Genomic DNA, 25,144 nt, shown 5'->3' with positions numbered 1-25,144 from the left:
CATAGCGAGCAAGGTTAGATGAGGTTTCAGCAGAACAAATTAGATAGTAAACCGGTATCGCATATTTAGTATGAGGCAGAGTAATGTCAACAACTTCAGCACCATTTTCTTTTAAATTGGAAGAAACTTTTTCCCAATGATGAACGATTTCTTCTGAAATCCCATCCATTCTATATTCTTTTGGTATACCAATGCGCTTACCCTTGATATCACCATTTATAAGATTAGAGAATTTAGGCACTGGTCTTTCGCTCGATGTTGAATCTTTTTCATCATAGCCACAAATTGTTTCCAGCATTAACGCTGAATCAGAAACGGAACGGGTAATTACTCCTGCTTGATCAAGAGAGCTCGCAAATGCAATCATACCAAAACGCGAACACCTTCCATAAGTTGGCTTTATTCCCACTACTCCGCAATAAGCTGCTGGTTGACGTACAGACCCACCAGTATCGCTTCCTAATGCTCCAGCGCATAAAAACCCAGCAACTGATGCTGCAGATCCACCAGATGATCCACCAGGAACAACTTTTTCTCCGTCACTTTTTCTAATCCATACATTTTTAACAGGACCAAAATAGCTATTTGTGTTCGCAGAGCCCATAGCAAATTCATCCATGTTAAGTTTACCAAGCATGGCTGCTCCACTTTTTAAAAGCACATTAGATACCGTAGATTCATAAGTAGGGATGAAATTTTCCAGCATTTTTGAGCATGCTGTTGTTTTTATTCCTTGTGTACAGAATAAATCTTTAACACCAACTGGTATGCCCATAAGTGATGAAATATTATCTTTTTGTTTCAAAAAGTATTCATCTGCTATTTTAGCAGCTTTTATCGCGATTTCTGGGGTTTTTGTTACAAATGCATTCAGTTGCTCATTTTCGACTGCATTAACATGCGTCTCTACAAGCTCAACAGCAGAAAAATCCCCCCGCCTTAGTCCATCATGCATCTCTGTAATAGTGAGCCTTCTCAATTCATTCATTAATATTCAATTTTAGCGAGGTACTAATTATAACAACAGTAGGGCAGAAATCTATATATTTATGATCGAAAATAGGAATACAATCAAGATCAATTCAGATTTCTGAAATAGACTGATTAGTAGTACGTTTTAAATGTTGTGTCGGCACACAATGCTGGAATCACAAGCCCTAAGGGCCTTCATATCTAGATTTCTAAAATCAAATATCAATATCATGCACGTTAAGTGCATTTTTATTTATAAAGTCACGACGTGGTTCAACTATATCACCCATTAGCACCGAGAATATACTATCTGCTTCCTCACAATCTTTTATTTCAACTTTTAACAGAGTTCTAGTTTCTGGATTGAGTGTAGTTTCCCAAAGCTGATCAGCATTCATTTCACCAAGGCCTTTAAATCTCTGCAGAGTTAAACCTTTTTTACCATAATCCATCACTATTTTTGCGAGTGCACTTGGAGACTTTATTTTTATTTCAGTTTCTTGCAACTGTAAAAATGAATCACCATTAAATAAGTCAATTATGTTCTCAAGAGAACTCAATATATTCCGTATTTCTTTGCTTTCAAGCATACTAAGCGAGAATACATATTTGTCTGCTAACCCTTGAAACAATTTAGCAATGTGAATTTCCTCATCTTTCACTTCTACTTCCCAATTGTATTCACTATACATCAATTTTAAATATTTTAATATCTCATCAGCAGAGAATAGAGCATTCTTTTTGCTTAAAATTAGCAATGATTCTAAGAGATCTTTTGGTATTTCCCTATCATAATTTTTACTAATGTTTGAAATACTGAGACACTTATTCAAAACGAAACGCAAATCTTTGCCTACACCATTTAGTGTTAATCTTTTAATCGCTGAATTTACTATATAATCTTCAAAAGTTTCATCATCTTTGATATAAGTATCTTTAGCATTTTTTGTAACTTTATAGAGAGGTGGCTGCGCTATGTATAAATATCCTTTTTCAATTACTTCACGCATATGTCTAAAAAAGAAAGTTAGAATCAAAGTTCTTATATGCGAGCCATCAACATCTGCGTCTGTCATGATGATAATTTTATGATACCTAGTTTTTTCAATATCGAAGTTCTCACTCCCTATTCCAGCCCCAATTGCCGTGATCAGAGAGCCAATTTCTGCAGATGAAAAAATACGATCCAGCCCTGCACGTTCTACATTTAGAATTTTCCCTCTTAAAGCAAGTACCGCCTGTGTTTTACGATTACGTCCCTGCTTTGCAGTACCACCTGCTGAATTACCCTCTACTATAAATAATTCCGATAACTCAGGAACTTTTTCCTGACAATCAGCAAGCTTTCCAGGTAGAGTTGCAATATTAATATTGTTTTTATTTTTAACTAACTCTCGTGCTTTTCTTGCGGCTTCTCTTCCTTTTGCTGACCTAATCGCTCTTTCTACTATACTTGCTGCTAACTTGGGGTCAGTTTCAAGTATTGTACTAAACTTGTCAAAAACTATGCTCTCTACAACCGCCCGCGCTTCAGAACTGACCAACTTATCTTTTGTCTGTGAAGAAAATTTAGGATCAGGCATCTTGAGAGATAAAACACAAGTTAAGCCTTCTCTAACATCTTCTCCAGTCAAATTCACTTTTGCCTTCTTCAAAAAACCTTCATTGTTTGCATAGTTATTGATACATCTGGTCAGTGCAGATCTAAACCCCGCCAAATGCGTACCACCATCCCGTTGTCTTATATTATTTGTGAAGCATAGCATATTCTCATAGTAGGAATCATTCCACTCCATTGATATTTCTACACTGGTACCTAGATCTCTTACATTATCTCTAATGCTGGCAATTTTAGTAACATGTGTCTTATTCTTGTCTAAGTACCGTACAAAATTAGCTGTACCAAAATTATCCTCAGACTCTTTACCATCGTTAAAATGAGACTTTACATGTGGTTTATTACGGAGATCACACAAAATGATCTCAATATTTGAGTTTAAAAATGCCAATTCTCTGATGCGACTCTCAAGAGTGGAGTAACTAAAATCAATACTACTAAAAGTCCCCGTTGATGGCATAAACCTTACTCTAGTTCCTCTTTTATTTGTGTTTTCATTAATTATCTTTAAAGATTCAACAGACTCACCATCTTCAAAGCGCATAAAATGTTCTTTTTTATTGCGCCAGATGGTTAATTCCAGCCAACTAGATAACGCATTAACAACTGAAATTCCAACACCATGTAATCCTCCAGAAACCTTATAGGAATTGCTGTCAAATTTACCTCCTGCATGTAATTGGGTCATTATCACTTCTGCTGCTGATATCCCTTCCTCTGGGTGAATGTCTGTTGGAATGCCACGACCGTTGTCGGTTACAGAAACTGAACCATCTTCATTTATGCTAACTTCAATCTTACTGCAATACCCAGCCAAAGACTCATCTATCGCATTGTCAACAACCTCATACACCATATGGTGCAAGCCTGATCCATCATCAGTGTCACCAATATACATACCCGGACGCTTTCTCACAGCATCAAGACCTCTTAGGATTTTTATTGCGTCAGCGTTATAGTTACTTTCCATGGAATTGCTTTATCTATAAATATTAATTAATACTACATTTGTATGTGCTGATTAGCAACATCTTTAAGTTGAGAGAAGGATCCTTGACATATAGATAAAACATAACATATCACCTATACGAAGCGGTTTTACATGTTATTTCAATACATAAACTGAAGTTCAAATAATCATACAAACTCCGCCTCATATCTCAAGATAAATGGCTACAATCAAATACAATTTACTTTTTTATTTCAATTGGACTTTCTAGCTCAACAAAGGATAAGTTGCTCATACACTCTTCTAATATTTCATTCTTTTTATCATTGTTTAATCTATTGCCTAACTCTTGACACCTTCTCTCAAGAGCTGAATGCGTAGTCGTAATATACCTTACTGTTTCAGATGACAACTCTGGTAACTCGCTACTGATCCTTTCTTGTTCTGCTCCAGAGAAATTGGTGAAATTGGCTATGGCCATTTTAGGGAATTCCTGTGTGATCGCTGCTTTTATCATTGCTCTAGCCTCTTCTCTATCGAGTGTAATAACCACTGATGGATGTAAGCCAGATAAAGACTCAAATAGTTTATTATATGTTCCACCTGCACAACTTTGACCTCGAGCACCGTAAGTTGTTGCAGCGTCTACAAGACCTTTTAAAAACATATCTTTTCTGTTTTTTATGTCTTCATTATTCAAAGGAGTTCTTTGATTCTCTGTTCCTGTATTTCTATCATTGCAGGCTTTCCAACATAAAATAGCTGCTTGCTTTAGTGTTAAATTACTATGATTGTCTTTAAAATCATCTCCTGTTCTATTGATAAATCTTAAGCATTCAAGTGCATGAGATTTATCGCCTTCTGTAAATTCATTTGACTGTTTGATGTACTCTTCAACGTCGGTTATGTTGCCTCTATTTAGCTGTACATAGAATTCATCTTTGCTTAAATTCCCTTTATACTTTTCTATGAGTCTATCAACACTCAAGTTTATACTAGCAACTACACTTGGGTCATGAGTAGTTTGTTGCATAAAACGATCTCCTACTAAATCTTGAACGAAATAAGGCCTTTCCCCCTCTAGAATTTGTCGCGCAAAAACGTTAATCTGCCGCATTCCTTCAACGCGTGGTTTGTTTAGCAACCATAAGCACAATACAGGCAGTAACGAAAGCACAGAGCAACCAATAAGTGGTATAACTACCAAAACGCTTAATGTCATTCTAACAACATTTTTTGGCCATGCTGATAATCTTTTTTCATTTTCCCTTGATTTGAAAAAATAATTTACTAAAAATAAATACAAAAGGCTCTGTAAAAAAAGAAAAAGTGAAGGAATTATACTTACTAATAAAACTATGTTAATGAATCTTTTAATCTTATTAGTGCTGTTGTAACCATTTTGAAGCCTTTCCATCAAAAGCTGTACTTCTCTATTTCGCTGTTGATTATCATTTTGACCTGCAAACATGAAATATACCTCATCCTAACATTAATATTTCACATTGTAGTAAAGAATGTAAATAAAACAAGGAATTTAGAGCTGCTTTTTTTTTGTTTGATTGGGGATACCACTTCTATACTTTCCGCTCCATCTAAGGTACTATTTGGTTTTTCTACAGTAATCTTGGGAGTTACTTTATTCTCGATATTTGCTCCATATGAGCTAAGCACTTCAATGGCCTTTTCATTTCCACTATTGAGTGCAATATCCAAGGCATCCATTCCAGCTTTATTTTTGTGGTTGATAAAATTCTTCAACCGATCTCTACCAAAGCTTTCTATATATTGTTTAATGATGAGTTCCACTACTTTTCCAGGACAATTATTAGCAGCAGGAAAAAGTATTGTGTTGTTATTATTATCTTTTTTCGTTATGTCTGCTTTGAGTTTATTTATCAAATACTCGATAACTTCTACTCTGCTATCATCATTTGCTTCAGTGCATTGCCTAGTAGCTAAAAATAAAGCTGTACGCCCACTATTATCAACATCTTCAACAATTCTGTCCCTTGTCAACTAAAGCTTGTATTACACTTCTATTTCCATATAGGGTAGAAAGGTGAAAAGGTGTATGTCCTTCAGTGCTTTCTCTTTCATCAATTGACGCACCATTGCTAGCTAGCAATTCTATAAACTCTGGCGTGTTTGCAAAAATTGCAAGGTGCATTGATGTTAAGTCATCTTTGCCATGATTTCCAGTTTTTGCGTTAACGTTTGCTCCGTTATTTATCAGAAATTTCGCTATTTCAAACTACTTATACCCGATAGCAATATGTAGTGGTGTACGATTACGTTCATAATTATCATTGTTATCATTGACATTTCACCAAACTTTATTACCAGCTCTGTAGCTTCAATATCACCCATCCGAATTGCAGAGTATAAGGAAGGAGATTCATCTTTTTCTATTTCCCCTGTCATACGAAATTACGAACATAATAATTCATATACTATTAAGAATAATTATTAATTTTTTATTAAAATAATATTAACAACAGCTAAAAATCTTTAATTTTTATTAAAGATTTAATATCCATCAATGCTTATATAAGCATTCCAAAAGTGAAGAAGTGAAAAAAAGCTTTTCATGAGAAATTATAAATGATAAATTATTAATAATGAACTATCGAGAATAAATTATGTGCTTTGGTTTACCTAACATAAACAGAGAAGGTTATTTATTTATCGTTGTTTCCTTTGTCGTAACATGTATAGCATTCTCTATATCTTGGGGAGCTGGAATTACTTGCTTGTTTCCAACGTTATTATGTACCTATTTTTTTCGTGATCCAGCAAGAGCTGTACCAAGCAATAAGGATTTTATATTAAGCCCCGCTGATGGTGTGATTTCAAAGATTGAAGAAGTTAGTTACCCTTTGTCAGCAGAAAATGGAGAAGAGAAGAGGTTTACACTCGTCAGCATATTTCTAAGTGTTTTGAATGTTCATGTGAATCGTATACCAATATCTGGTACAATAAAGGAAATGAGTTATAAAAAAGGCAAGTTTGTTTCCGCAATAAGCAATAGGTCTAGTAATGAGAATGAAAAGCAGGTTATTGCAATTGAATATGAGAAGGGAAAAGAAATCATTGTAGAGCAAATAGCTGGATTTATTGCACGCCGTATTGTTTGTAATTTGAGGACATCTCAGGGTGTAAAAGCAGGTGAAAGATTTGGAATTATAAGATTTGGTAGCAGAGTAAATATTTATATTCCCATTGACATAGAAGTAAGAGTTTCAGAAGGGCAAACTGTTATTGGCGGTGAAACGGTTATAGCAGATTTCAATAAACAAGAAAAGCTTACTTTTGATGTTATATGAATAATGATGAAAGTAACAGTAAATTTTTACCTATTGCCAAGTTATTCCCAAATTTTATAACTTTACTAGGTTTATGTGCTGGCCTTACTTCACTTAAATTCACATTTAATGAACAGTGGGAATTTTCAGCAGTTTTTATTATCATTGCAGCAATAATAGATGGAATGGACGGCAGGATAGCCAGAATTTTAAAATCAACTAGCGATTTTGGAGCACAACTCGATTCTTTTGCAGATTTTCTAAATTTTGGTTCAGCACCTGCTTTTCTTTTATATTTTTGGAAGTTAAATGAAATTAAAGTTGTAGGATGGATCTTAGTAATGATATATGTAATCTGCATATCAATAAGACTTGCAAGATTCAATGTTTCGCTACACTCAGAGCAATTATACTGGAAAAAAATTTTCTTTTCTGGTGTTCCAGCTCCTGTATGTGCTTTACTCGCTCTGTTACCAATAATTGTTACCTTTCAATCTCATGAAAGTGAATATCTACTTATTATAGAGCAATTTTTTAACGTAAAGAATACAGCTTGTTACTTTTTGACCATCTCATTTTTTTCGATAAGTCATATTCCAACTTTCTCTGCAAAATACATTTATGTCCCTAAAAGTTTATCCTATATATTTGTGTCATTTTTTGGAATATTGATCATATTTTTTATAAGTAAGCCCTGGATAACACTACCAATTTTAGGTGCAGTGTATATCTTGACTATTCCAATAAGTACCGGACTTTATATACATTACGCGTATAAAACTAGCCAGCTATATAAAAATAGTGAGCAGCATGATTATAAAAGTAACTGATCTATTAAACTCTTTTTTATATATAAGGATATTCAACATACCATTTATAATTATTTGGGTAATTGCAACTGGGGTTTTTTGTACGATTCGATTCAAATTCATTAACTTTAGGTTGTTCAAATATGGGATACAAACACTGTTCAACCTAGAGAGCCATAATAATAACGGCATAATCACCCACATTCAGGCATTTGCAACGGTAATTTCAGGAACAGTTGGTCTTGGAACAATATCAGGAGTTGCAATAGCTATTATGATAGGGGGGCCAAGTGCAGTTTTTTGGATGATAATTACCGGGGTACTTGGCATGTCAATAAAATTTGCTGAAGTAGTGCTTGCATTTACTTATCGCTCTGAAAACACAACTGGTGGGGCTTTTTATTATATGGAACATGGACTTGCAAAGATTGGATTTATTAAGACTGGCAAATTCCTTGCATTTATCTACGCAGTTATGCTGCTTGCTGCAATGATTCTAGGCGGCATACCATTTCAGGCAAACCAAATTACAGCGTTGTCAAGTAACTTATTTGAATACAACACATCTGTTATTATCTCGCTATTTGTATTAATTGTAACACTAGGAGGAATAAAGCGAATTGCTTTAGTTGCAACAGGTTTAGGGCCGATCATGATAATGTTATATGTAGGCATGTGTATATATTTAATCTATGTAAACGGAAATAATCTACTGAATGCTCTATCTATAATATTTCAAGATATCTTTAACAAATCAGCTATAGGAGGTGGAGTATTGAGTGGATTAATAGCAGGGGTAAGAAGGTCAGTATTTGCTAATGAAGCAGGTACTGGAACAGCAGCTATAGCACATTCGATTGTAAAAGAGAAAGACCCAGTTAAAGTTGGAAGTGTTGCAATGATTGCACCATTTGTAGACACAATATTAGTCTCATTTTTGACTGGTATTGTGATAATTATTACTGATATGCATATCACTAATACCGTAGGTGATATTACGTTAGTTAGCTCAGCATTTTCAACAGCCTTACCTTCATTTAGCAAGCTAGCTCTTCCGCTGATAATGTTTTCCTTTGCATTTTCCACAATAATAGCTTACTATTACTACTGTCAAGTTGCCCTAGTGTACTTGTTTGGTAACAAAAAACTACTGATATTGTTTCAGTTTTTTATAGTGGGTTCAGTGTATATCAGCTGTATATCAAAAAATATAGAATTTATATCTTATTTAGGTGATAGCCTGTTTATGTGCCTTATGATTCCAAATGCTGTTGCGATATATCTACTGAGAAAGGAAGTCTTAAATATAATAGATTCTTATTACAAAAGGTATTAAACATGATTTGTAGAATGATTTATATAGTGTTATTTTGCCTACCATTTAATGATGTATACGCTGCTTCAGTTTTTCATAAAAATTATGACACTGCATTAAATGGAGTAAGCGACTTCATGAATGAAGTGTTGTTTTTCAAGATCTTTCACGTACCATTTATAATTCTTATATTGGCCTTTGGTTATATATTTCTAACACTACGTTTTAGATTTCTCAACATAAGAATGTTTAAGCACGCGTTCGCTATTTTATGTGGAAAATATGACACAGATCATCATGATGGTCACATTACGCATTTTCAGGCATTTGTAACCGCGCTGTCAAGCACAGTAGGTCTTGGAACTGTTGCTGGTGTTGCAATCGCAATTTCAGCGGGAGGGCCAGGAGCGGTACCTTGGATGATGATTACAGGTTTTTTTGGTATGTCTGCAAAGTTTGCTGAAGTAACTTTAGCATTCAGACACAGAACAGAGGGCCAGGAGCAGTTATTCAGTGGTCCCTTTCAATATATAAGAAATGGACTAGAGAAATTTGGATTTAAGAAACTTGGTATTGTCCTAGCTGCAATATATGCAGTGTTTTTTGTACTATCAGGTCTTGGTGGAAGTGTGGCATTTCAGACTAACCAAATGGTTTCAATATTATCTGGCTATTCAAATTGGATAGATGGTCATCCTTGGTTTCTCTCTTCCATAATTTCTACATTACTTGCTCTAGTGATTATCGGTGGAATCGGGAGAATAGCTAAAGTCTCTTCTGCACTGGTGCCTATTATGTCACTCATATATATTTTGAGTTGTTTCACGATTATTGCATTCAATATTCACAATTTTAGCAATACATTAAAAATATTGTTTTCAAGTATGATAGACTTCAATGCTGTTGGTGGAGGAGTAGTAGGAGCATTTGTTGCTGGAATTCAAAGAGCAATTTTTGCCAGTGAAGCAGGTGTTGGTTCTGCTGCAATCACTCACGCAGTAGCTAAAGATGAGGAGCCAGTTAGAGCTGGGCTGGTTGCGATGATAGAACCATGCTTTGATACAATGTTCATTTGTTGCTTGACAGGAATAACAATAGTAATAACAGGTGCATACCAGACCTGCATTGGCGAGGGAATATTGATTACCCAAAAAGCATTTGAAACGGTTTCTTCTTGGTTTCCTATACTTTTAACCATCGCTGCGCCTTTGTTTGCGTTTTCCTCAGTAACTTCATTTGTATATTGTTGTGAAATGGGATGGCTGTATTTGTTTGGTATCAAAAGTGTAGTGATATATCGTATAGCGGTGGTGGTAGTTGCATTTTTGTCAGGTTTGTCTAAAGATATAATGGCTATTGCTAATATTGGTGGGGCTTTATTCTCTTGTTTAGCACTCATCAATATGGCAGCACTTATACTGTTTAGCAATCAGATTAACAATGAAGTCCAATGTTATCTAAAAAGGCTAAGGAATAATAAAATTAGTTAAATTATGGCATATGAAGGTACAACAACAGATGTTATTCCAGTGTCATCTTCTTTTCATAGCAAAATTCCCTTTTGTTATCCCAGTGCGTGAAGCTGGGACCTATTTTACATATAGTTCCACCCTAGTGTTATATTTTAATGTAAAATTTTATATTTATCTACTAGATTCGTTTGCGAATAAAGTTCGCTGGATCCCAGTGTCACGCACTGGGATGAAAAGAGAGAGGATGCTAGAATAATGGAGAAATATATAATTCTTATATTATCCTACATACTAGGTTCAATACCGTTTAGCTTAGTTATTGCAAAAATAAATGGTATAAATTTAAGAGAAGTAGGTTCAGGAAACATTGGTGCTACAAATGTTGCAAGAACAGGAAATAAGAGACTTGCTGTCCTCGCATTATTTTTAGACTCTTTGAAAGGATTTGTCGCGGTTTATACAGCACAACAATTTTGTGATAATAACAATTTTTATATATATGTATCTGCAATTTTAGCACTTCTAGGGCATATGTTTCCTATTTGGCTAAGGTTCAATGGAGGAAAAGGGGTTGCAACAACTTTGGGAGCTTTGATAGCACTTAACATTTCTATAGCATTAGCATTTGTACTTGTATGGATAATAGTATTTTTTGTCTTTCGGTACTCCTCTCTTGCTTCCTTGGCTGCTACTGCAGCAGCCGCTATAGCATCTTTCTTTTTTCAAAAGGAGTTATTCCTTATACTACTCACTGTAGCGATATTAATTTTCTTGAAGCATTACAAAAATATTGCAAATCTTCTGCAAGGCAGAGAGCATAAGTTTTTATAAGCGATGAGATGTTAAACCACTGACACTTAAACTACGAGATCGAGATAAAGTGCCTGATGGTATTATTTTATCTTCTTCATTTAAGATTATAATTTTTTCTCTTATTATACTCTCTAATTCTCGAGGTATTAAAAATCCATCTTTAATGAATCTTTGCTTCACTTCTTGTATTTGTTTATAAAGTGTGGCTACATCGCCCTTATTTTTATTATAAATATCTCCAATCTCTATCTCTAGCCTGCGTGAAGCTTCTTTTTTTAACATGTCATTTATCACTGCTTCTGTTATTGCTAGCTTTTCTTGTAGAATTTTCTTTATTTCTTCTTTACCGTCTCTGCTATTTTGACTCAGTATTCTGCATACCCTATAACACCTTTGCTCTAGTGGTAACATTCTGAAATAATCTAATATTCCGTGCACTTGACCTTTAAACTTCTTCTCAGCTTTTAGCCTAAATTCCTTAATTTCTTCCTCTATTACCCTATCAGCTATTCTCTTAGCTTCATCTAAAGATGAATCCTGGAGAGAAAAATCTGTTTTAAGTAAATCACAATTTAAAAGCTTCAAAAAGACTTTTTCTTTGATATTTTCAATATGATTACCTAAATCATGATCTTGTAATTTATTTCTTATGTATTGATTCAATTTAGAATGCTCTAATTTATTTAACTCTACAGAGTTAATATTTCTCATTAACAACGCTACAAGTTGTTCGGTAAATCGAGGAGTAGAACTCAGTAAATTTCTCATTAAGGGAATACTTACTTCTGCAATAAAATCATCAACTACTTTTTGACTTTTATCATCTTCATAATTATTTCCGACGTCATGCCAAGCCCTAAGAATTTCTTTACTGTTTTTCTTATTTTTTAGCCTGTCTAACATAAACTCACGTGCTCGATTTTTTGCTTCTACAATGAGCATTCCTCTAGGTGCTCTAAACTCAATCTCTGGATCGGAATGAGTACCCTCTAATGAACTTAACATTCTGCAGATAATACCAGTAAGACATGTGTTAGGAATTAGTTCTTTTCTAGAGAAAGTTTGGCTATCTAGTAAATTTGCAATCAACGCTTCTTTTTTATTTTTCACATCTCCTCCATCATTGCAGGCTCTAAGAACTAACAGAAGAATTTGTCCACCAGTGAAGCCAGATAAATGTTTCTCATCACGTTCGCAAAAGTCTTGCAAAAACATTACTAATTTTCCCTTATTCTCATTACTAAATGGTTGGCCATCAAGCGTATCTAAGCGATTTATATATTCAATAAATTCTTTAAATCTCTCATTATTAGTAGCGTCTTCTGGTACTGGACCATATTTGCGTGCTAACTTAACAGTATTATTAATAACATCTTCATCCACTTTATGGGGCAGTAAATGCTCATCAGCAACATCAAGCTGATTCAGCATACTGCGAGTACGTTCTTTCATACCTTCTAAAAAGAGATGCATAGCAGCTTTGAGTAACGTAAATGGACTAAGATCCTTTGGCCTTGATTCACTTTGTAATAGAATTAAAACCATTGCAAGTGGTATTGTTGCAAATAACGAAACAAGTAGAAAAGTAGTTGTAAAAGTTAGATATGCTACAAAAGCAGAAAATAAAAGGAAAGATGCTGCCTTAATTTTATTTTTCTCAAAAAATATTTTCCAATATTCCTTTTTACTTATTTTTTCCCGCTTTGCAGCTTTTATGTCTTTATAAATGTAAAAAGTTTGCATTTCAGATCTAAAAAAAAGTGCGGCAGAAGATAAAATGAGATCGGCAGGATTAGTTAAAATGCTTAAAGAAACAAGAGATGCGACGTAACTTAATCTCCTTAATTTGCAAGAATCCCTTGCAGGAACTTGTATTTGGGAAACACCTATCATAAACTACTCTCCTCAGCATTGTGATATTGTAACAATAACAAATAGCCTATAGATGTCAATGCTTAATTATTTTACTGTCTACGCACTCATCGTATTCAACTTCAACTGTAGAGTGCGCAATTTCGAACCTATTTAATAGTATTTTTTTTATCTCATACAAAATATTAGTGTGTTGTCCATTTTGCTTTATCTTGGCATGCATAGTAAGTATAAAATAATTATCAGATAGTGACCATGCATGTATATGATGCACATCTATCACTTCAGGTAACTTAGATACAATCTCACTTTTTATCTCCTCAGCAGATACACTATCAGGTGTACCTTCAAGGAGTATATGGCAAGAATTCTTGAGAATTTTATAGCCACTGTTTAAGATTATTACACTGACAAATACTGACAAAATAGGGTCCACTATTTGCCATCCGGTAAACATGATAATTATGGATGCAAGTATAGCAGCTACAGAACCTAAAATATCTCCGATAACATGCAATACAGCACTTTTTATGTTTATATTACTTTCGCATTTACTATGTAATATAAAAAAGACTATAATGTTAGAGATCAGGCCAAGTGTAGCAATTATTAGCATTACTTTCCATTCAACATTGACCGGACAAATGAATCTCTTTATTGATTCAATTATAATGACAGCTGCAATGAAAAATAGAGTTAAACCATTAACAAATGCTGCAATTATCTGCAATCTGTGATACCCATATGACCTCTGTAAATCAGATTTCTTAGCTGAAAATTTGTGCGCTACCCAGCTTAAAATCAAGGCAAAAAGATCAGTGAGCATATGCCCTGCATCTGATAACAGAGCAAGCGAGTGTGAAATTACTCCACCTACTATCTCCATAAGCATTGTTATTGCAACTATTATTATGGAATAAATTAAGCGATTGGACTCTGCTATTGAGTGTTTGCCATTGTGCATTGCTATCATATAAAATCTTTTTATGAGCAAAAAAACGTGGGTAACACTGGGCTCGAACCAGCGACCCCTTGCACGTCAAGCAAGTGCTCTACCAACTGAGCTAATTACCCATCGTAGCTTTAGTATAGTGCTTCAGTGGAATGGAAGTCAATTTGCTTTTAGATTTCTTGCTGAATGAAACTCCTTGACAAACCTCCACACTTTCCTTACGATACTGATAAGAGTATTTATCCTTGTTTTTGATCCTCACGGGTTCGATGACAAAAATTCAGTAAAAAAAACTAAGATATTTATTGACAAATTACATGAAAATTATAGCGGCTGCATGTCTTTTTTATTTTTTCTACATTCAGCCAAATCGCGCTTGAAATAAGCGTTAGCACATTATTACAACGCCAATTTACATTGTTATAGGGTCAAAACTCGCTATATAGGGATTTTTTTTTGCCTTTTTTAAAATTGATAAATTTCTTAATATTTATAATTCCGTTACTTGTTAGCAGCCACCTAAGGTTAGCTATAGAATTTTAGCCACATTCTAAATGTTACATATTAAGTTAACTATCTATACTTTTTTATTAAGATATAAGTTATACCAATATGAGAATTTACGTTTTTTTCAGATGAGTCACTTTATGCTTGATATTGTAAAGGCTAATAAATTAGAGGTCAGAATTATGAAAATCAATCGACGAATAAATAAAAATATAACTAAAGAAGAATACTTTAACAATAAGCATATAATAGAAGTTAAAGATTTAAATATTAAAGTAGAAGTTTATTCTCATAATTTAAGAGCAAGTAAAGTTGCTCACATTGAAAGTGAGATAAGAGAAACAGCTACTAATTTTAAAGATGCATTTAAGTTGGAGCCTGTTAGCTCAGAACAAACGTTCAAAATTTATGTGTTTGATGATAAGGCTGATTACACTCACCTTGGTGGAAGCGAACGTTTTGGTTCTTACCTTGGAGATGAAGGTGGTAAATGTTACTACAAAGGAGAAGCTGATATTTTTGCTGAGATGTATGTCTATCAGCAAGGTGGCGTTCATAACCTTCAGCATGAATTTGCACATGGTTTAACTTACTTGGCTACAGGAGGAAAATCTCTACCTACAGTATTAATGGAGGGAATTGCAGATTACTTTGAACATCATTCAGATCACAAGTTCAATGCTCAAGGGTCAAGCATTGATAAAACTGAAGCCGCAAATTTGGATCTAGGTGGAATTTTAAATTTACAATACTCAGCCAATGGTGAAGAAAACAGTTTAGTGTATAAAACTGGTCATGCGTTGATAATGTACTTACAGGAAAAAGATCCTAGTTTATTAAGAGACTACCTAGATGCTTTACGTCAAGGTAACTCAGATGAATCAAAAAGTTTCTTGAAAGACATAAAAGGACATGATGCTGACTTCAAAAGTTGGCTTACTGAGGATGATACAGAAACTGCAATGGAACATCTCAACGCTTTGCAAGTTACAAAAGGAGATTTTATAGCAACTGTTCAAGAAATATTGGGTGGAGAAATTAAAGATGTATCGTATTATAAAGCAAATATAGAAAAAATAGATGGAGAAAACGTTGGAAGTTTTTCTCCTGTAGAACATGTTGCATTTTATGATGTTGCTCGTGCTATTAATAGGGCAACAAATGATAACCTCGATATATCAAAGGAATATCATTTTTTAAAGGTAGTAAAAACTCCTGATGGACAGGATAAACTAACTTACTCTGACCAACAAGGTAATGAATATAAAAACAGTCAAGAGTATAAAAACCAGGCTTTTAGAATATTATCAAAATATGATACAAAAATTAATAGTGAGGCAGATAAATTCGATAATTTCAATAAAGAACGTGGTGAAATGTATCAAAAATATCATAAAGGAGAGATTACTATTGAAGAGTTACGTAATGAGGAAAATACAAAATACAGGCCAGCATTCTTAAAGTTTGATCAACTAAAAAACAAAACAGTTGATGAGATTGAAAATAATCCTCAGGCAGCAAAAATATTAGGAGAGCTGGTCAATATCGATCCAAACTTGATAAGAGGTACAAATCATATTGATCTACAAGAAGGCAAGATTTTTTCTATGCAAGCTCTTGGTCACGGAGATATGGGTGCACTATCTATATATGATGGGAATACAAAGCTTGGAGAGTTGTCGAGCGAATCGGGCTTTTTTAAGCAAGTTGAAGGTCAAACTAAAGAAACTTTTGTTTTTGAGGACATATTGCATAACTTGAATATTCAATATGATGGAGGTGCTTATATGGCAATTACAAAAGAAAACGGTCATTATAAAGCTTCTCTGATAGATGGCAGAACAGTTGAACGTGATGAATACTTTGATGAAGCACATTTACATGAAAATGAATTGTTGCACCCTAGCACTGGACACATTCAAAAAGATTTAGATTCTCTGCTTCTTAGAGGGACCAAAATTCTAAATCATCAGGATTCAAAGCATGCTCAATATTCTGATGAGCAAAGAGAAAGCGGCATAATCGTAGAAAAAGGAACATTATTGGATGATAAAGGGACTGATAGAACAGACGACGATGTATACGAAGCGGTTATAAAGCAAGGAGGCGAAAATCTACATGCATTCAAAAATATGGGCTTCTATATCACTGAAGAGATGAAAAATGAAAGAGGTGAAGTTATAAATGAAAGTAACTTGTTCATTCATGATCATGGAAAAAACGTAAGGTTTCAATTGCCAGGCAATGTTACTCACCTAAAATTGGTGGAAAAAGATGGACAATATAAATTAGCACCATCTGATTCTGAAGGAAGAGAATACAGTAGCATACCAGACGAATACAAATATATTGACCCAGTATTTGCACATGAATATGAAAAGAGAGATTATTCTCATAAACATATAAATGTGGGCCTTATAAACTTAGAAAAATATGCCCCTGGTAAACTTTTTACCATTAAACATGATCCAAATGATTATCAGATACAAAGAAACTCAAGTGGTGAAATAGTGAGAATCAACAATCAAAGATATTTCACTAAAGTAAAACTATTTGATGGTGATACTGATGAAGAAATTGGAATGTTATCTAATAATTTCCATAACTTCAAAGGAAAAATATTCTTTTCTGCTGATTATAACTACAGTTATAACGATTTCCTCGCATCTGTTTCTCCTCAAGTTGAAATTGAGAATATGGGAAATGAAAGCAAAAAAATAACCTTCGATCAAGGCAGTGGCGATATCGGCAATACTAACAGAGGCTACACGGACTATCAGAGAATATTCACAAAAGAGAAACAAACCGAAAGTCCAAAAGGGCAAGTAAGTGAAACTAAGACAGAGGTTAACATGAGCCATAGTACTACTAATGTTGTTGCTGAAGAGAGAACTGTATCAAACGACAATAGTGAAATACAGTCTGATCAACCACAAATTCCAACAAGGGCAAAAAGGTCATATTCAGTGGAGGAGAAAGAGCAGGTAGTGTTGAAAGACACAATCTTGAAAATAGAAAAGAGCTATGATAGAGATGTAGAAGGAAAGCATAAGGCAAATGTAATCATAGATTATAATGATGTAAAGGCCTTGTATAATAGAGCAGAAGGAGCAGATAAGCAATCTGTGTTAGATTTTTGGAACAAACTGCACACATCAGATTATAAGGTTGGCGCTTTGCCGGAAGACAAGTATTACTTTAAAGATGGCAAATTTCTAATTCACGATAGTGATACGAAAAAGCTTATAGTGTTACCTGAAGATAAGGTATCCATCAAAATAATGAAGGATGGTGATAGTTATAGTTTGGCTATATCAAATGGTAATGGCAAAGTAATAAGCAGCATTAGTAAAATAGATAATCCAAATTACGAATTGCTATCAGATTCAAGTCACTTCAGCTTAGAAACACAAGATAAATTTGAGTTATTAGATCAACATCATGAATATAATCTCTATCTAGAGAATGGTTTTGTGAAAATGTTCGACTGTGCAAGCGATCACGTTTATCACGATCATAACTCATCCTATATCTAATATACAAGGAGGGCCCTGCCCTCTTCTTGTCATTCAAGTAGCTGACACTGATTCACCTTATGATGGTGTCATACCAGTGCTCAGACACTGGGATCCAGTTAAATTTGCAAGTATAAAAGTAATCAACGTTTCTTATGATGGAAAAATGGATTCCAGTGTCACGCACTGTAATGACACAAAAGGGGCTACTAGGATGACATCGTCTGCTACATACTTAGATCACAAGAGAAGAATTCTGAAGCGAAAAGCCTAAAGGGAATTTTAGGCAAAATCTAGTATTTACGGAATTTATATTATTTTTATGCACATTGTAGTTTTTATAATTAACAGAGGGTGGTATGACTACTACAATAAAAGATGCAGCAGACGATGCTGGTTTTATAACAGCCCTAACGGCATTAAAAGAATTTAATGACAAGGTATACATTAAAGCTGCTCCAGCTGATGAAGTTTATACTAAAAAAGCTGCTGATACTGCATTCGTTAAAGCTACAGAGCTTAAAACAAAAGCTGCAGCAAAAGATGTCGTGGATGCTATAACTGCTTCTTCTGATTTTAAAAATAAGGTATACATTAAAGCTGCTCCAGCTGATGAAGTTTATACTAAAAAAGCTGCTGATACTGCATTCGTTAAAGCTACAGAGCTTAAAACAAAAGCTGCAGCAAAAGATGTCGTGGATGCTATAACTGCTTCTTCTGATTTTAAAAATAAGGTATACATTAAAGCTGCTCCAGCTGATGAAGTTTATACTAAAAAAGCTGCTGATACTGCATTCGTTAAAGCTACAGAGCTTAAAACAAAAGCTGCAGCAAAAGATGTCGTGGATGCTATAACTGCTTCTTCTGATTTTAAAAATAAGGTATACATTAAAGCTGCTCCAGCTGATGAAGTTTATACTAAAAAAGCTGCTGATACTGCATTCGTTAAAGCTACAGATCTTGCAACAAAAGTTGCAGAACAAGCTGTTGTGGATGTTCTAGTTCCTGCTCTTGCAACAGTTGGTACTGATGATACTAAAAAGGTTTACACTAAAGGCACAGTAGATACTAGTTTTGCTAAAATTGATGCTTCCAACCTTACAGAAGCAAATCAAAAAGCTTTTGCAGAAGCTATTCTTCCTGCTAAAGATGGCCAAAAATCAATCTTAATAAATGAACTTGGTGAAGCTTTGGATAGGGTTGCAGATGATAAAGCTACCGATAAAGTATATGGTGCTAAAGGTAGTGAAAAGATAGCAAAAGATTTCTTAGCTGATAAAGGATTAAAACCAACGCCTGAAGATGTAGCCGCCGAGCTAGCAAAAAACCCAGTTTTTCAAGCTAGTAACAAAGTTCAAATAAGTTCTCAAGACCCAGAATTTCAAGCAGCTGTAAAGGAAGTAATTTCACATCCATCCTTCGAGATTCCAATAGATCCAAGTGAACCACTTTCTTGGAATTGGTAACGTAAGTGCCAGTAGATGATATCTCGCTATGTCATTCACTGTTGTCATTCCAGCATGTGATACACAGCTGTAAGAACATTATTCTGTAGGAAGATGTCATGCCAGTGTCATGCACTGGCATCCATTTTTCTATCATCAGAAACGTTTATTTTAACATTACTTTTATACTCGCAAATTTAACTGGATGCCAGTGCATGACACTGGCATGACATCTTCCAGCTGTGCATGTGAAGCTAAAATGGCATTCTTTTTTCTAGATTCCAAAGGTCTTGATAGCAGGCAAGAATTATATTTTTCATTGCAACTAATTTGCAGTGATTTTTGTTTTAATGTAGATGGAATATAGTCCTATTGCTGCTGCATTTGAAACATTTAGGCTATCAATTACGTTTGACATTGAGATTTTTAAAAGATAATCACAACTTTCTTTCACTAATCTCCGCATTCCTTTCTCTTCAGAACCAAAAACAATTACTCTTTTTTGCCCAAAATTCTTTATTTCATCTATATTTTCCTTTGCATTGCAATCAAACCCATAACACCAGTAGCCTATCTTTTTTAAAGACTCCATCGTCTTTACTATGTTTGTAACGTATATTAGAGGAACAATGTCTAATGCGCCACTTGCTGTTTTTGCGATAGATGCATTTTCGCTTGGTGAATGGTGATACGGTAAAACCAATGCATCAATGTTGAAACAAGCTGAGGTTCTTAAAATCGACCCTATATTGTGTGTATCAGTAATTTGATCTAAAATGACTATAGTAGAGTTTTCACCTGATCTTTCAGCTATTTCTTCAATATTTAAGCTGTGAAAAATAGGAGTAACTTTTAAAGCAATTCCTTGGTGATTTACACCTTTGGGTAAAACATCATTGAACATTTTGTTATCTACCAGTCGAGCTTTAATGCCCTTACTATCTGCACATTGTTTAATTTCTTTCTCAAATTCTCTGTAGAAATTTTGTGTCACTAACAGTTCTACACACCGCCTATTTTTGTTTCTTAATGCTGAAATACAAGTGTGCTTTCCATATATCCAACAGTTTTCATTAGCTTTTGATGATTTCATCTCATTATTAAAAATCAGATTTTTATAGAGTAAGCAATATTTTACTGTGTTTATATATTATTGTAAAATTATGCAGTTCAATTAATGAATTTATGTCAGACGATGAGTTAGATTGGCAAAAAAATGTTAAGCCAATAGAATGTGGAAAAGTTACTTTGAAAGTTAATCACAAAGTAAATATAAAATCTATGATTGATAAAGGTGCCTCTAGTTTACAAGAAAATTTTCTTAATACTGATAATGGTGATTCATCATTTTGTCTTGACTACAATACAAAATTAAAGATCGATAGGGGCAAATATTTTATAAGCGATAAACTCGATTTGCATGGCTATAGTATAGATAATGCTTATTGTAAATTGATAGATTTTATTATCAAAAATTATCAAGCAGGGAATAGGTGCTTATTGGTAATTACGGGGCATGGTAATAGTACAGATAAAATAGACACTATAAAGAATAGCTTAAATAAGTGGTTGAATGACACAAAAGTTCAGAATATGATCTTATACTGTCAGCAAGCCATAAAAAAACATGGTGGCAAGGGAGCTTTTTATGTCTTATTAAGAAGAAATAAAGGTTAATTTTAGAGTACCTATTTAGGAGTACCTTTCTTAGAATTAACGTGTTGAAGAATGATTTCTGCTAAACCTTTACTAATTCCAGGTAAGTTTTGAATTTCAGCTAGAGAAGCTTTGCTTATGTTTTCTACCGAACCAAAATGAGACATGAGTGCCTTCTTTCTTTTACTGCCAACACCAGATATTTTGCTTAATTGTGAAGCAAAAAACTGTTTATCGCGTTTTTTTCTGTGCGAAGTGATTGCAAAACGGTGAGCTTCATTACGCAGAAATTGTAAATAAAGCATGACCTTGCTGTCACTTGCTAGAGTAAATTCTTCTCTGTCCGGCACATAAAATCTTTCATTTCCTGCATTACGATCATGACCTTTCGCCATACAAGCAAAAGGAACTTTTATATCCAATATTTCCAATACATTCTGCACTATGGAAACATGTACTGGACCGCCATCAATCAGTAAAAAATCAGGGATTATATCTTTTATACTGCCAGAGAAACGTCTAGTCAGCACTTCTCTCATCATTTTATAGTCATCACCTGAAATTTCTTCTTTTATAGTAAATTTTTTGTATTCACTTTTCAAAAAACCTTCCTGCCCTGCAACAATCATCACACCAACTTGTTGATTTCCAGATATATGGCTATTATCATAAACCTCGATACGCTTTGGAATATTTGGTAACGAGAAGATCTTCCTAAGCTCTTTGAGCTTTTCCAGGTTATTTCTATAATCAGTAAGCTTCTGCTCTAGGCTATGCTTAGAATTATTGTAAATAAAATTCAACAAATCACGCTCTTTACTATTTTTCGCATATAAAATTTTTATTGATTTTTGAGTAAGAGCATAAAGTGCTTGTTCTATAATTTCCTTATCCTTAATAAAATCGGGAACGTAAATTTGCGCTGGTGGTGTATTAACTGGATTATACAAATTGACCAAAAAGGTGGATAAAATTTCATCATTTGGATGCTCACTACAATTCTCAATTAAGTAAGGAATGCTTCCATAGTTACCTTTATCTCTGAAAGAGAGTACACCAATGCATGCTAAGTCTGCCTCACGTACAATGCTGAAGAAATCTGCATCTTCTTCAAAAGAAAAATCCATTGGCTGCATTTGAATTTGCTGAAGAAATTTCAATCGATCTCTATAGACAGCAGCAAGCTCGTAGTTCATCTCCCTACTGCACTTTTCCATTGTAGAAAATAGCTGTCTTTGCACTTCTTTATTCCTTCCTAGCAGAGTATCTTGTGCTTGTTTTACTGATTTGCAGTAATCATCTTTTGTAATTTTATCTACGCACGGTGCTGAACAGCGCTTAACTTGATACTCAAGACATGGTCTTTTTGTTGAAGAGAAATATTGAGCTGAACATACTCTTAAGAGAAAAGCTTTTTGCAATGATAATATAGTGTTCTTAACAGCATCGGCAGATGGAAAAGGGCCGTAGTAATGAAACTCATTCTTCTTAAACTTACCTCTATATTTCGCTATTCTTGGATAATCATGCTTAGAAATTGTTATATAAGGATAAGATTTTCCATCCCTAAGCAAAATATTATAAGATGGTTTTAACGATTTTATTAACTGTGCTTCAAGAAGCAATGCTTCGATTTCATTATCAGTGATGAATATTTCAACCTTAATAACCTGCGAGATCATTACTCTGATTCGTTCAGAAAGGTTTTCGAATTGAAGGTAGTCGGATAATCTCGACTTCAAGTTTTTTGCTTTACCAACGTATAAAACCTTATTCTTATCTCCAACCATCTTATAAACGCCACAGGATTGTGGAGATGATTTGATTTGTTCCTTATATTGCCTGAGCATTTATCAATTGTTTAACCTGTATAAGGTTAAACTCTGCTACTAAATGAAAGGTAGAAACAATATTTGCAAGCAAAGATAACCTGTTTATTCTAAGCTCATTAGAATCACAGTTAATCTTTACACTGTCCATAAATTGATTGATAAATGGAGCAAAACGAGCAAGTTCATCAAGCGCTGTATTAAAGTCGTTATTTTCCATCGCTTGTTTGATGTTTTTACAAGCAGCTATAGCACAATTTGATAGCGCAATCTCCTCATCTTCAATCAAAAACTTCTTACTGTAAGATGCATTATAAGTAGTGCCATCACTTTTTCTCACTTTGCTCATCATGTTACTGGCTCTTTTATAAGTGCTTAGAACCTGTTCACCTTCTTTTGTACTAAGATAACGATCCAATATCACAGTTTGCTTTTCCGCTTTCAGCAGATCATTAATATCGACTTTGTATAGTATTGAATCTACAACATCTTGCCTTATATTTCTATTTTTTAAAATAATCTTGAACCTTTCTAAGCAGAATTTAAATACTAGTTCTGAAATTTGTTTTTCACTTGGCTTATCAACTGGAGTTATATTTGTATTCAATAGAAGCCTTGAACATAAAGATAATGACTTATCTATCAGCAATCTAATTGGAATATGCAAATTATTTTCAAGTATTGTTCTAATTATACCAATTGTCATTCTCCGCAAACCAAACTGATCATACGAACCAGAGATTTTCTCACCTGCTGCAATTAAGCCAACCAAACCATCCATTTTGTCTGCAATAGCTACAGCAATCGCAGTAGGAGATTTAGGGCATTCTTGGTCGGATCCAACTGGCTTATAGTGCTCAGTTATAGCTTCCACTACTTCTTTATCCTCTTGAAAATAAGAAGCGTAGTATCCACTCATTACTCCTTGCAATCCCGGAAATTCTTTCACTATCAACGTTGCAAGATCTGCCTTTGCTAAATATGCAGCACGTTCAACTTTAATTAATGAAGCATGTGGAACAAATACCGCTATATACTTTGAAAGAGCGATAATACGCTTCACTTTTTCTTCTACGCTACCGAGCGAAGCATGAAATGAAATAGAGCTCAATTTTTTGACATAGTAATCTAGGTTTTCCTTCTTGTCTTGAGATATCAAAAACTGGGCATCAGCAAGACGTGCTTCTAATATTCTTTCATGGCCTTTGACAACTTCATTGTTGTTAACATTTACAACAGTAACAAAATGTGATATTTTCTGTCCGTCACTTAAAGCAAGATGCTTTTGCTGCGTGTTAATTATACTAAGTATTATTTCCTTCGGTAATTCTGATGATTTTACTTTACCAAATAGTACTATTGGCCACTCTATAAGCCCTGCCAATTCATTAAGTAAATAATCATTTTTTTCAAGTTGTAAGTTCTCCTCTTTTGTAAACTTATTAATCTGATCTAGTATAAATTGCTTTCTTTTGTCCAACTGGAGAATGACATTATTTTTTTCTAACAATTCAAAATAGTCTTTGGGTGTTTTAACAGTAAGTACTGCATCACCTGAAAGAAACCTATGACCATACGTCACGTTGCATGCTGTAACCCCTGCAAAAGATATAGGTATTATTTCGTCATTTAAAATACATAGAATATTTTTAATTGGCCTAACCCATCTCTCTTTTCTTTCACTCCATCTCATACTCTTTGGCCAAGAAAAGTTTTTTAGCATTTCCTCCAGTTGATTTTTGAGAAACCCGTTGATGTTAAATAAGCAGCTTTCTCTCTTAATGAAGTAAAAATCTTCATCATTTACTTTGCGAATGAGTAAATCTTCTTCACCTTTCCGATTTTTTCTCAAAAAACCTTCGATAGCACTTTTCGGTGCATTAACTCTTGGTCCTTTAATATCATTGTTAGAACCTTTTAGCTCCAAAGCACTTATACCATCAATAAAAAGAGCAATGCGACGTGCAGTCACATAAACTTCTATAGATGCAAATTTCACATTATTTTTACTAAAAGCATTAGTGATATAGCTCTTAACCTGAGCTGCAGATGAATTCTGCATTCTTGATGGAATTTCTTCTGAAAGACATTCAAACAATAATTGTGACAACATAT

At 34.2% G+C, this 25,144-nt stretch carries 16 protein-coding genes, 1 tRNA gene and 1 pseudogene; 8 read left to right on the top strand and 10 right to left on the bottom strand.

Translation table 11 applies throughout. The annotated features are described in order from the left end of the window. The 4 genes and pseudogenes from wTKK_RS03970 to wTKK_RS03955 form a co-directional block, all read right to left on the bottom strand. Nucleotides 1–988 (bottom strand): amidase (locus wTKK_RS03970; protein WP_407512201.1); only part of this gene is annotated, 988 nt, incomplete at its 3' end. A 199-nt stretch (nt 989–1,187) separates the two neighbouring features. After that, nucleotides 1,188–3,560, bottom strand: coding sequence for a DNA topoisomerase (ATP-hydrolyzing) subunit B (gene gyrB, locus wTKK_RS03965; RefSeq protein ID WP_407512200.1), 2,373 nt, complete (start codon nt 3,558–3,560; stop codon nt 1,188–1,190). Nucleotides 3,561–3,780: 220 nt separating this feature from the next. Further along, nucleotides 3,781–5,010 carry a hypothetical protein gene (locus tag wTKK_RS03960; protein ID WP_407512198.1) on the bottom strand — a complete coding sequence of 410 codons (1,230 nt, stop codon included), beginning with the start codon at nt 5,008–5,010 and terminating at the stop codon, nt 3,781–3,783. Between the two features lie 29 nt (nt 5,011–5,039). Continuing rightward, nucleotides 5,040–5,963 (bottom strand): annotated as a pseudogene (locus tag wTKK_RS03955) (ankyrin repeat domain-containing protein). 218 nt (nt 5,964–6,181) lie between these two features. On the opposite strand from wTKK_RS03955, the gene wTKK_RS03950 reads away from it, so the two are divergent. From wTKK_RS03950 to plsY, 5 genes are all read left to right on the top strand, one after another. Then, nucleotides 6,182–6,865, top strand: a complete 684-nt coding sequence (locus tag wTKK_RS03950; RefSeq protein WP_407512197.1) for a phosphatidylserine decarboxylase — start codon at nt 6,182–6,184, stop codon at nt 6,863–6,865. Continuing rightward, nucleotides 6,862–7,674: a CDP-alcohol phosphatidyltransferase family protein gene (locus wTKK_RS03945; RefSeq protein WP_407512195.1), complete on the top strand. Its 813-nt coding sequence runs from the start codon at nt 6,862–6,864 to the stop codon at nt 7,672–7,674. Before wTKK_RS03950 ends, wTKK_RS03945 begins: the two co-directional genes overlap by 4 nt. Beyond that, entirely contained in the window at nt 7,655–8,989 is a 1,335-nt protein-coding gene (locus tag wTKK_RS03940; protein WP_407512194.1) for an alanine/glycine:cation symporter family protein, read from the top strand. The genes wTKK_RS03945 and wTKK_RS03940 overlap by 20 nt, the downstream gene beginning before the upstream one ends. 2 nt (nt 8,990–8,991) lie before the next feature. Further along, entirely contained in the window at nt 8,992–10,458 is a 1,467-nt protein-coding gene (locus tag wTKK_RS03935; RefSeq protein ID WP_407512193.1) for an alanine/glycine:cation symporter family protein, read from the top strand. Nucleotides 10,459–10,695: 237 nt separating this feature from the next. Beyond that, on the top strand, nt 10,696–11,271 hold the full coding sequence (plsY, locus tag wTKK_RS03930) for a glycerol-3-phosphate 1-O-acyltransferase PlsY (protein WP_407512192.1): 576 nt from the start codon (nt 10,696–10,698) through the stop codon (nt 11,269–11,271). On the opposite strand, the gene wTKK_RS03925 is transcribed toward plsY, so the two are convergent. From wTKK_RS03925 to wTKK_RS03915, 3 genes are all read right to left on the bottom strand, one after another. Beyond that, nucleotides 11,266–13,146, bottom strand: a complete 1,881-nt coding sequence (locus wTKK_RS03925; protein ID WP_407512191.1) for a hypothetical protein — start codon at nt 13,144–13,146, stop codon at nt 11,266–11,268. The genes plsY and wTKK_RS03925 overlap by 6 nt on opposite strands. Nucleotides 13,147–13,201: 55 nt before the next feature. Further along, nucleotides 13,202–14,098, bottom strand: a complete 897-nt coding sequence (locus tag wTKK_RS03920) for a cation diffusion facilitator family transporter (RefSeq protein WP_407512190.1) — start codon at nt 14,096–14,098, stop codon at nt 13,202–13,204. 28 nt (nt 14,099–14,126) lie between these two features. After that, nucleotides 14,127–14,199, bottom strand: a tRNA-Val gene (locus wTKK_RS03915). 525 nt (nt 14,200–14,724) lie between these two features. On the opposite strand from wTKK_RS03915, the gene wTKK_RS03910 reads away from it, so the two are divergent. Continuing rightward, the gene (locus wTKK_RS03910) at nt 14,725–18,120 is read left to right on the top strand and encodes a peptidase M2 (RefSeq protein ID WP_407512188.1); all 3,396 of its coding nucleotides are present in this window, start codon (nt 14,725–14,727) and stop codon (nt 18,118–18,120) included. A 338-nt stretch (nt 18,121–18,458) separates the two neighbouring features. Then, nucleotides 18,459–19,565: a hypothetical protein gene (locus wTKK_RS03905; protein WP_407512187.1), complete on the top strand. Its 1,107-nt coding sequence runs from the start codon at nt 18,459–18,461 to the stop codon at nt 19,563–19,565. Nucleotides 19,566–19,869: 304 nt separating this feature from the next. On the opposite strand, the gene rlmB is transcribed toward wTKK_RS03905, so the two are convergent. Then, nucleotides 19,870–20,637 carry a 23S rRNA (guanosine(2251)-2'-O)-methyltransferase RlmB gene (gene rlmB, locus wTKK_RS03900; RefSeq protein ID WP_407512186.1) on the bottom strand — a complete coding sequence of 256 codons (768 nt, stop codon included), beginning with the start codon at nt 20,635–20,637 and terminating at the stop codon, nt 19,870–19,872. 92 nt (nt 20,638–20,729) lie between these two features. On the opposite strand from rlmB, the gene wTKK_RS03895 reads away from it, so the two are divergent. Next, on the top strand, nt 20,730–21,221 hold the full coding sequence (locus tag wTKK_RS03895; RefSeq protein WP_407512185.1) for a Smr/MutS family protein: 492 nt from the start codon (nt 20,730–20,732) through the stop codon (nt 21,219–21,221). Nucleotides 21,222–21,232: 11 nt separating this feature from the next. On the opposite strand, the gene uvrC is transcribed toward wTKK_RS03895, so the two are convergent. Both uvrC and glyS read right to left on the bottom strand, forming a co-directional pair. Beyond that, a complete protein-coding gene (gene uvrC / locus wTKK_RS03890; RefSeq protein ID WP_407512183.1) occupies nt 21,233–23,050 on the bottom strand; it encodes an excinuclease ABC subunit UvrC in 1,818 nt (605 codons plus the stop codon). After that, entirely contained in the window at nt 23,034–25,142 is a 2,109-nt protein-coding gene (gene glyS / locus wTKK_RS03885) for a glycine--tRNA ligase subunit beta (RefSeq protein WP_407512182.1), read from the bottom strand. Before glyS ends, uvrC begins: the two co-directional genes overlap by 17 nt. Between the last annotated feature and the right edge of the window lie 2 nt (nt 25,143–25,144).

The sequence above is a fragment of the Wolbachia endosymbiont of Trichogramma kaykai genome, from assembly GCF_045765165.1.
In the GTDB taxonomy this organism is placed as follows: Bacteria; Pseudomonadota; Alphaproteobacteria; order Rickettsiales; family Anaplasmataceae; genus Wolbachia.
The sequence above is the reverse complement of the archived record's forward strand: the minus strand, read 5'-3'. Positions and strand labels throughout refer to the sequence as shown.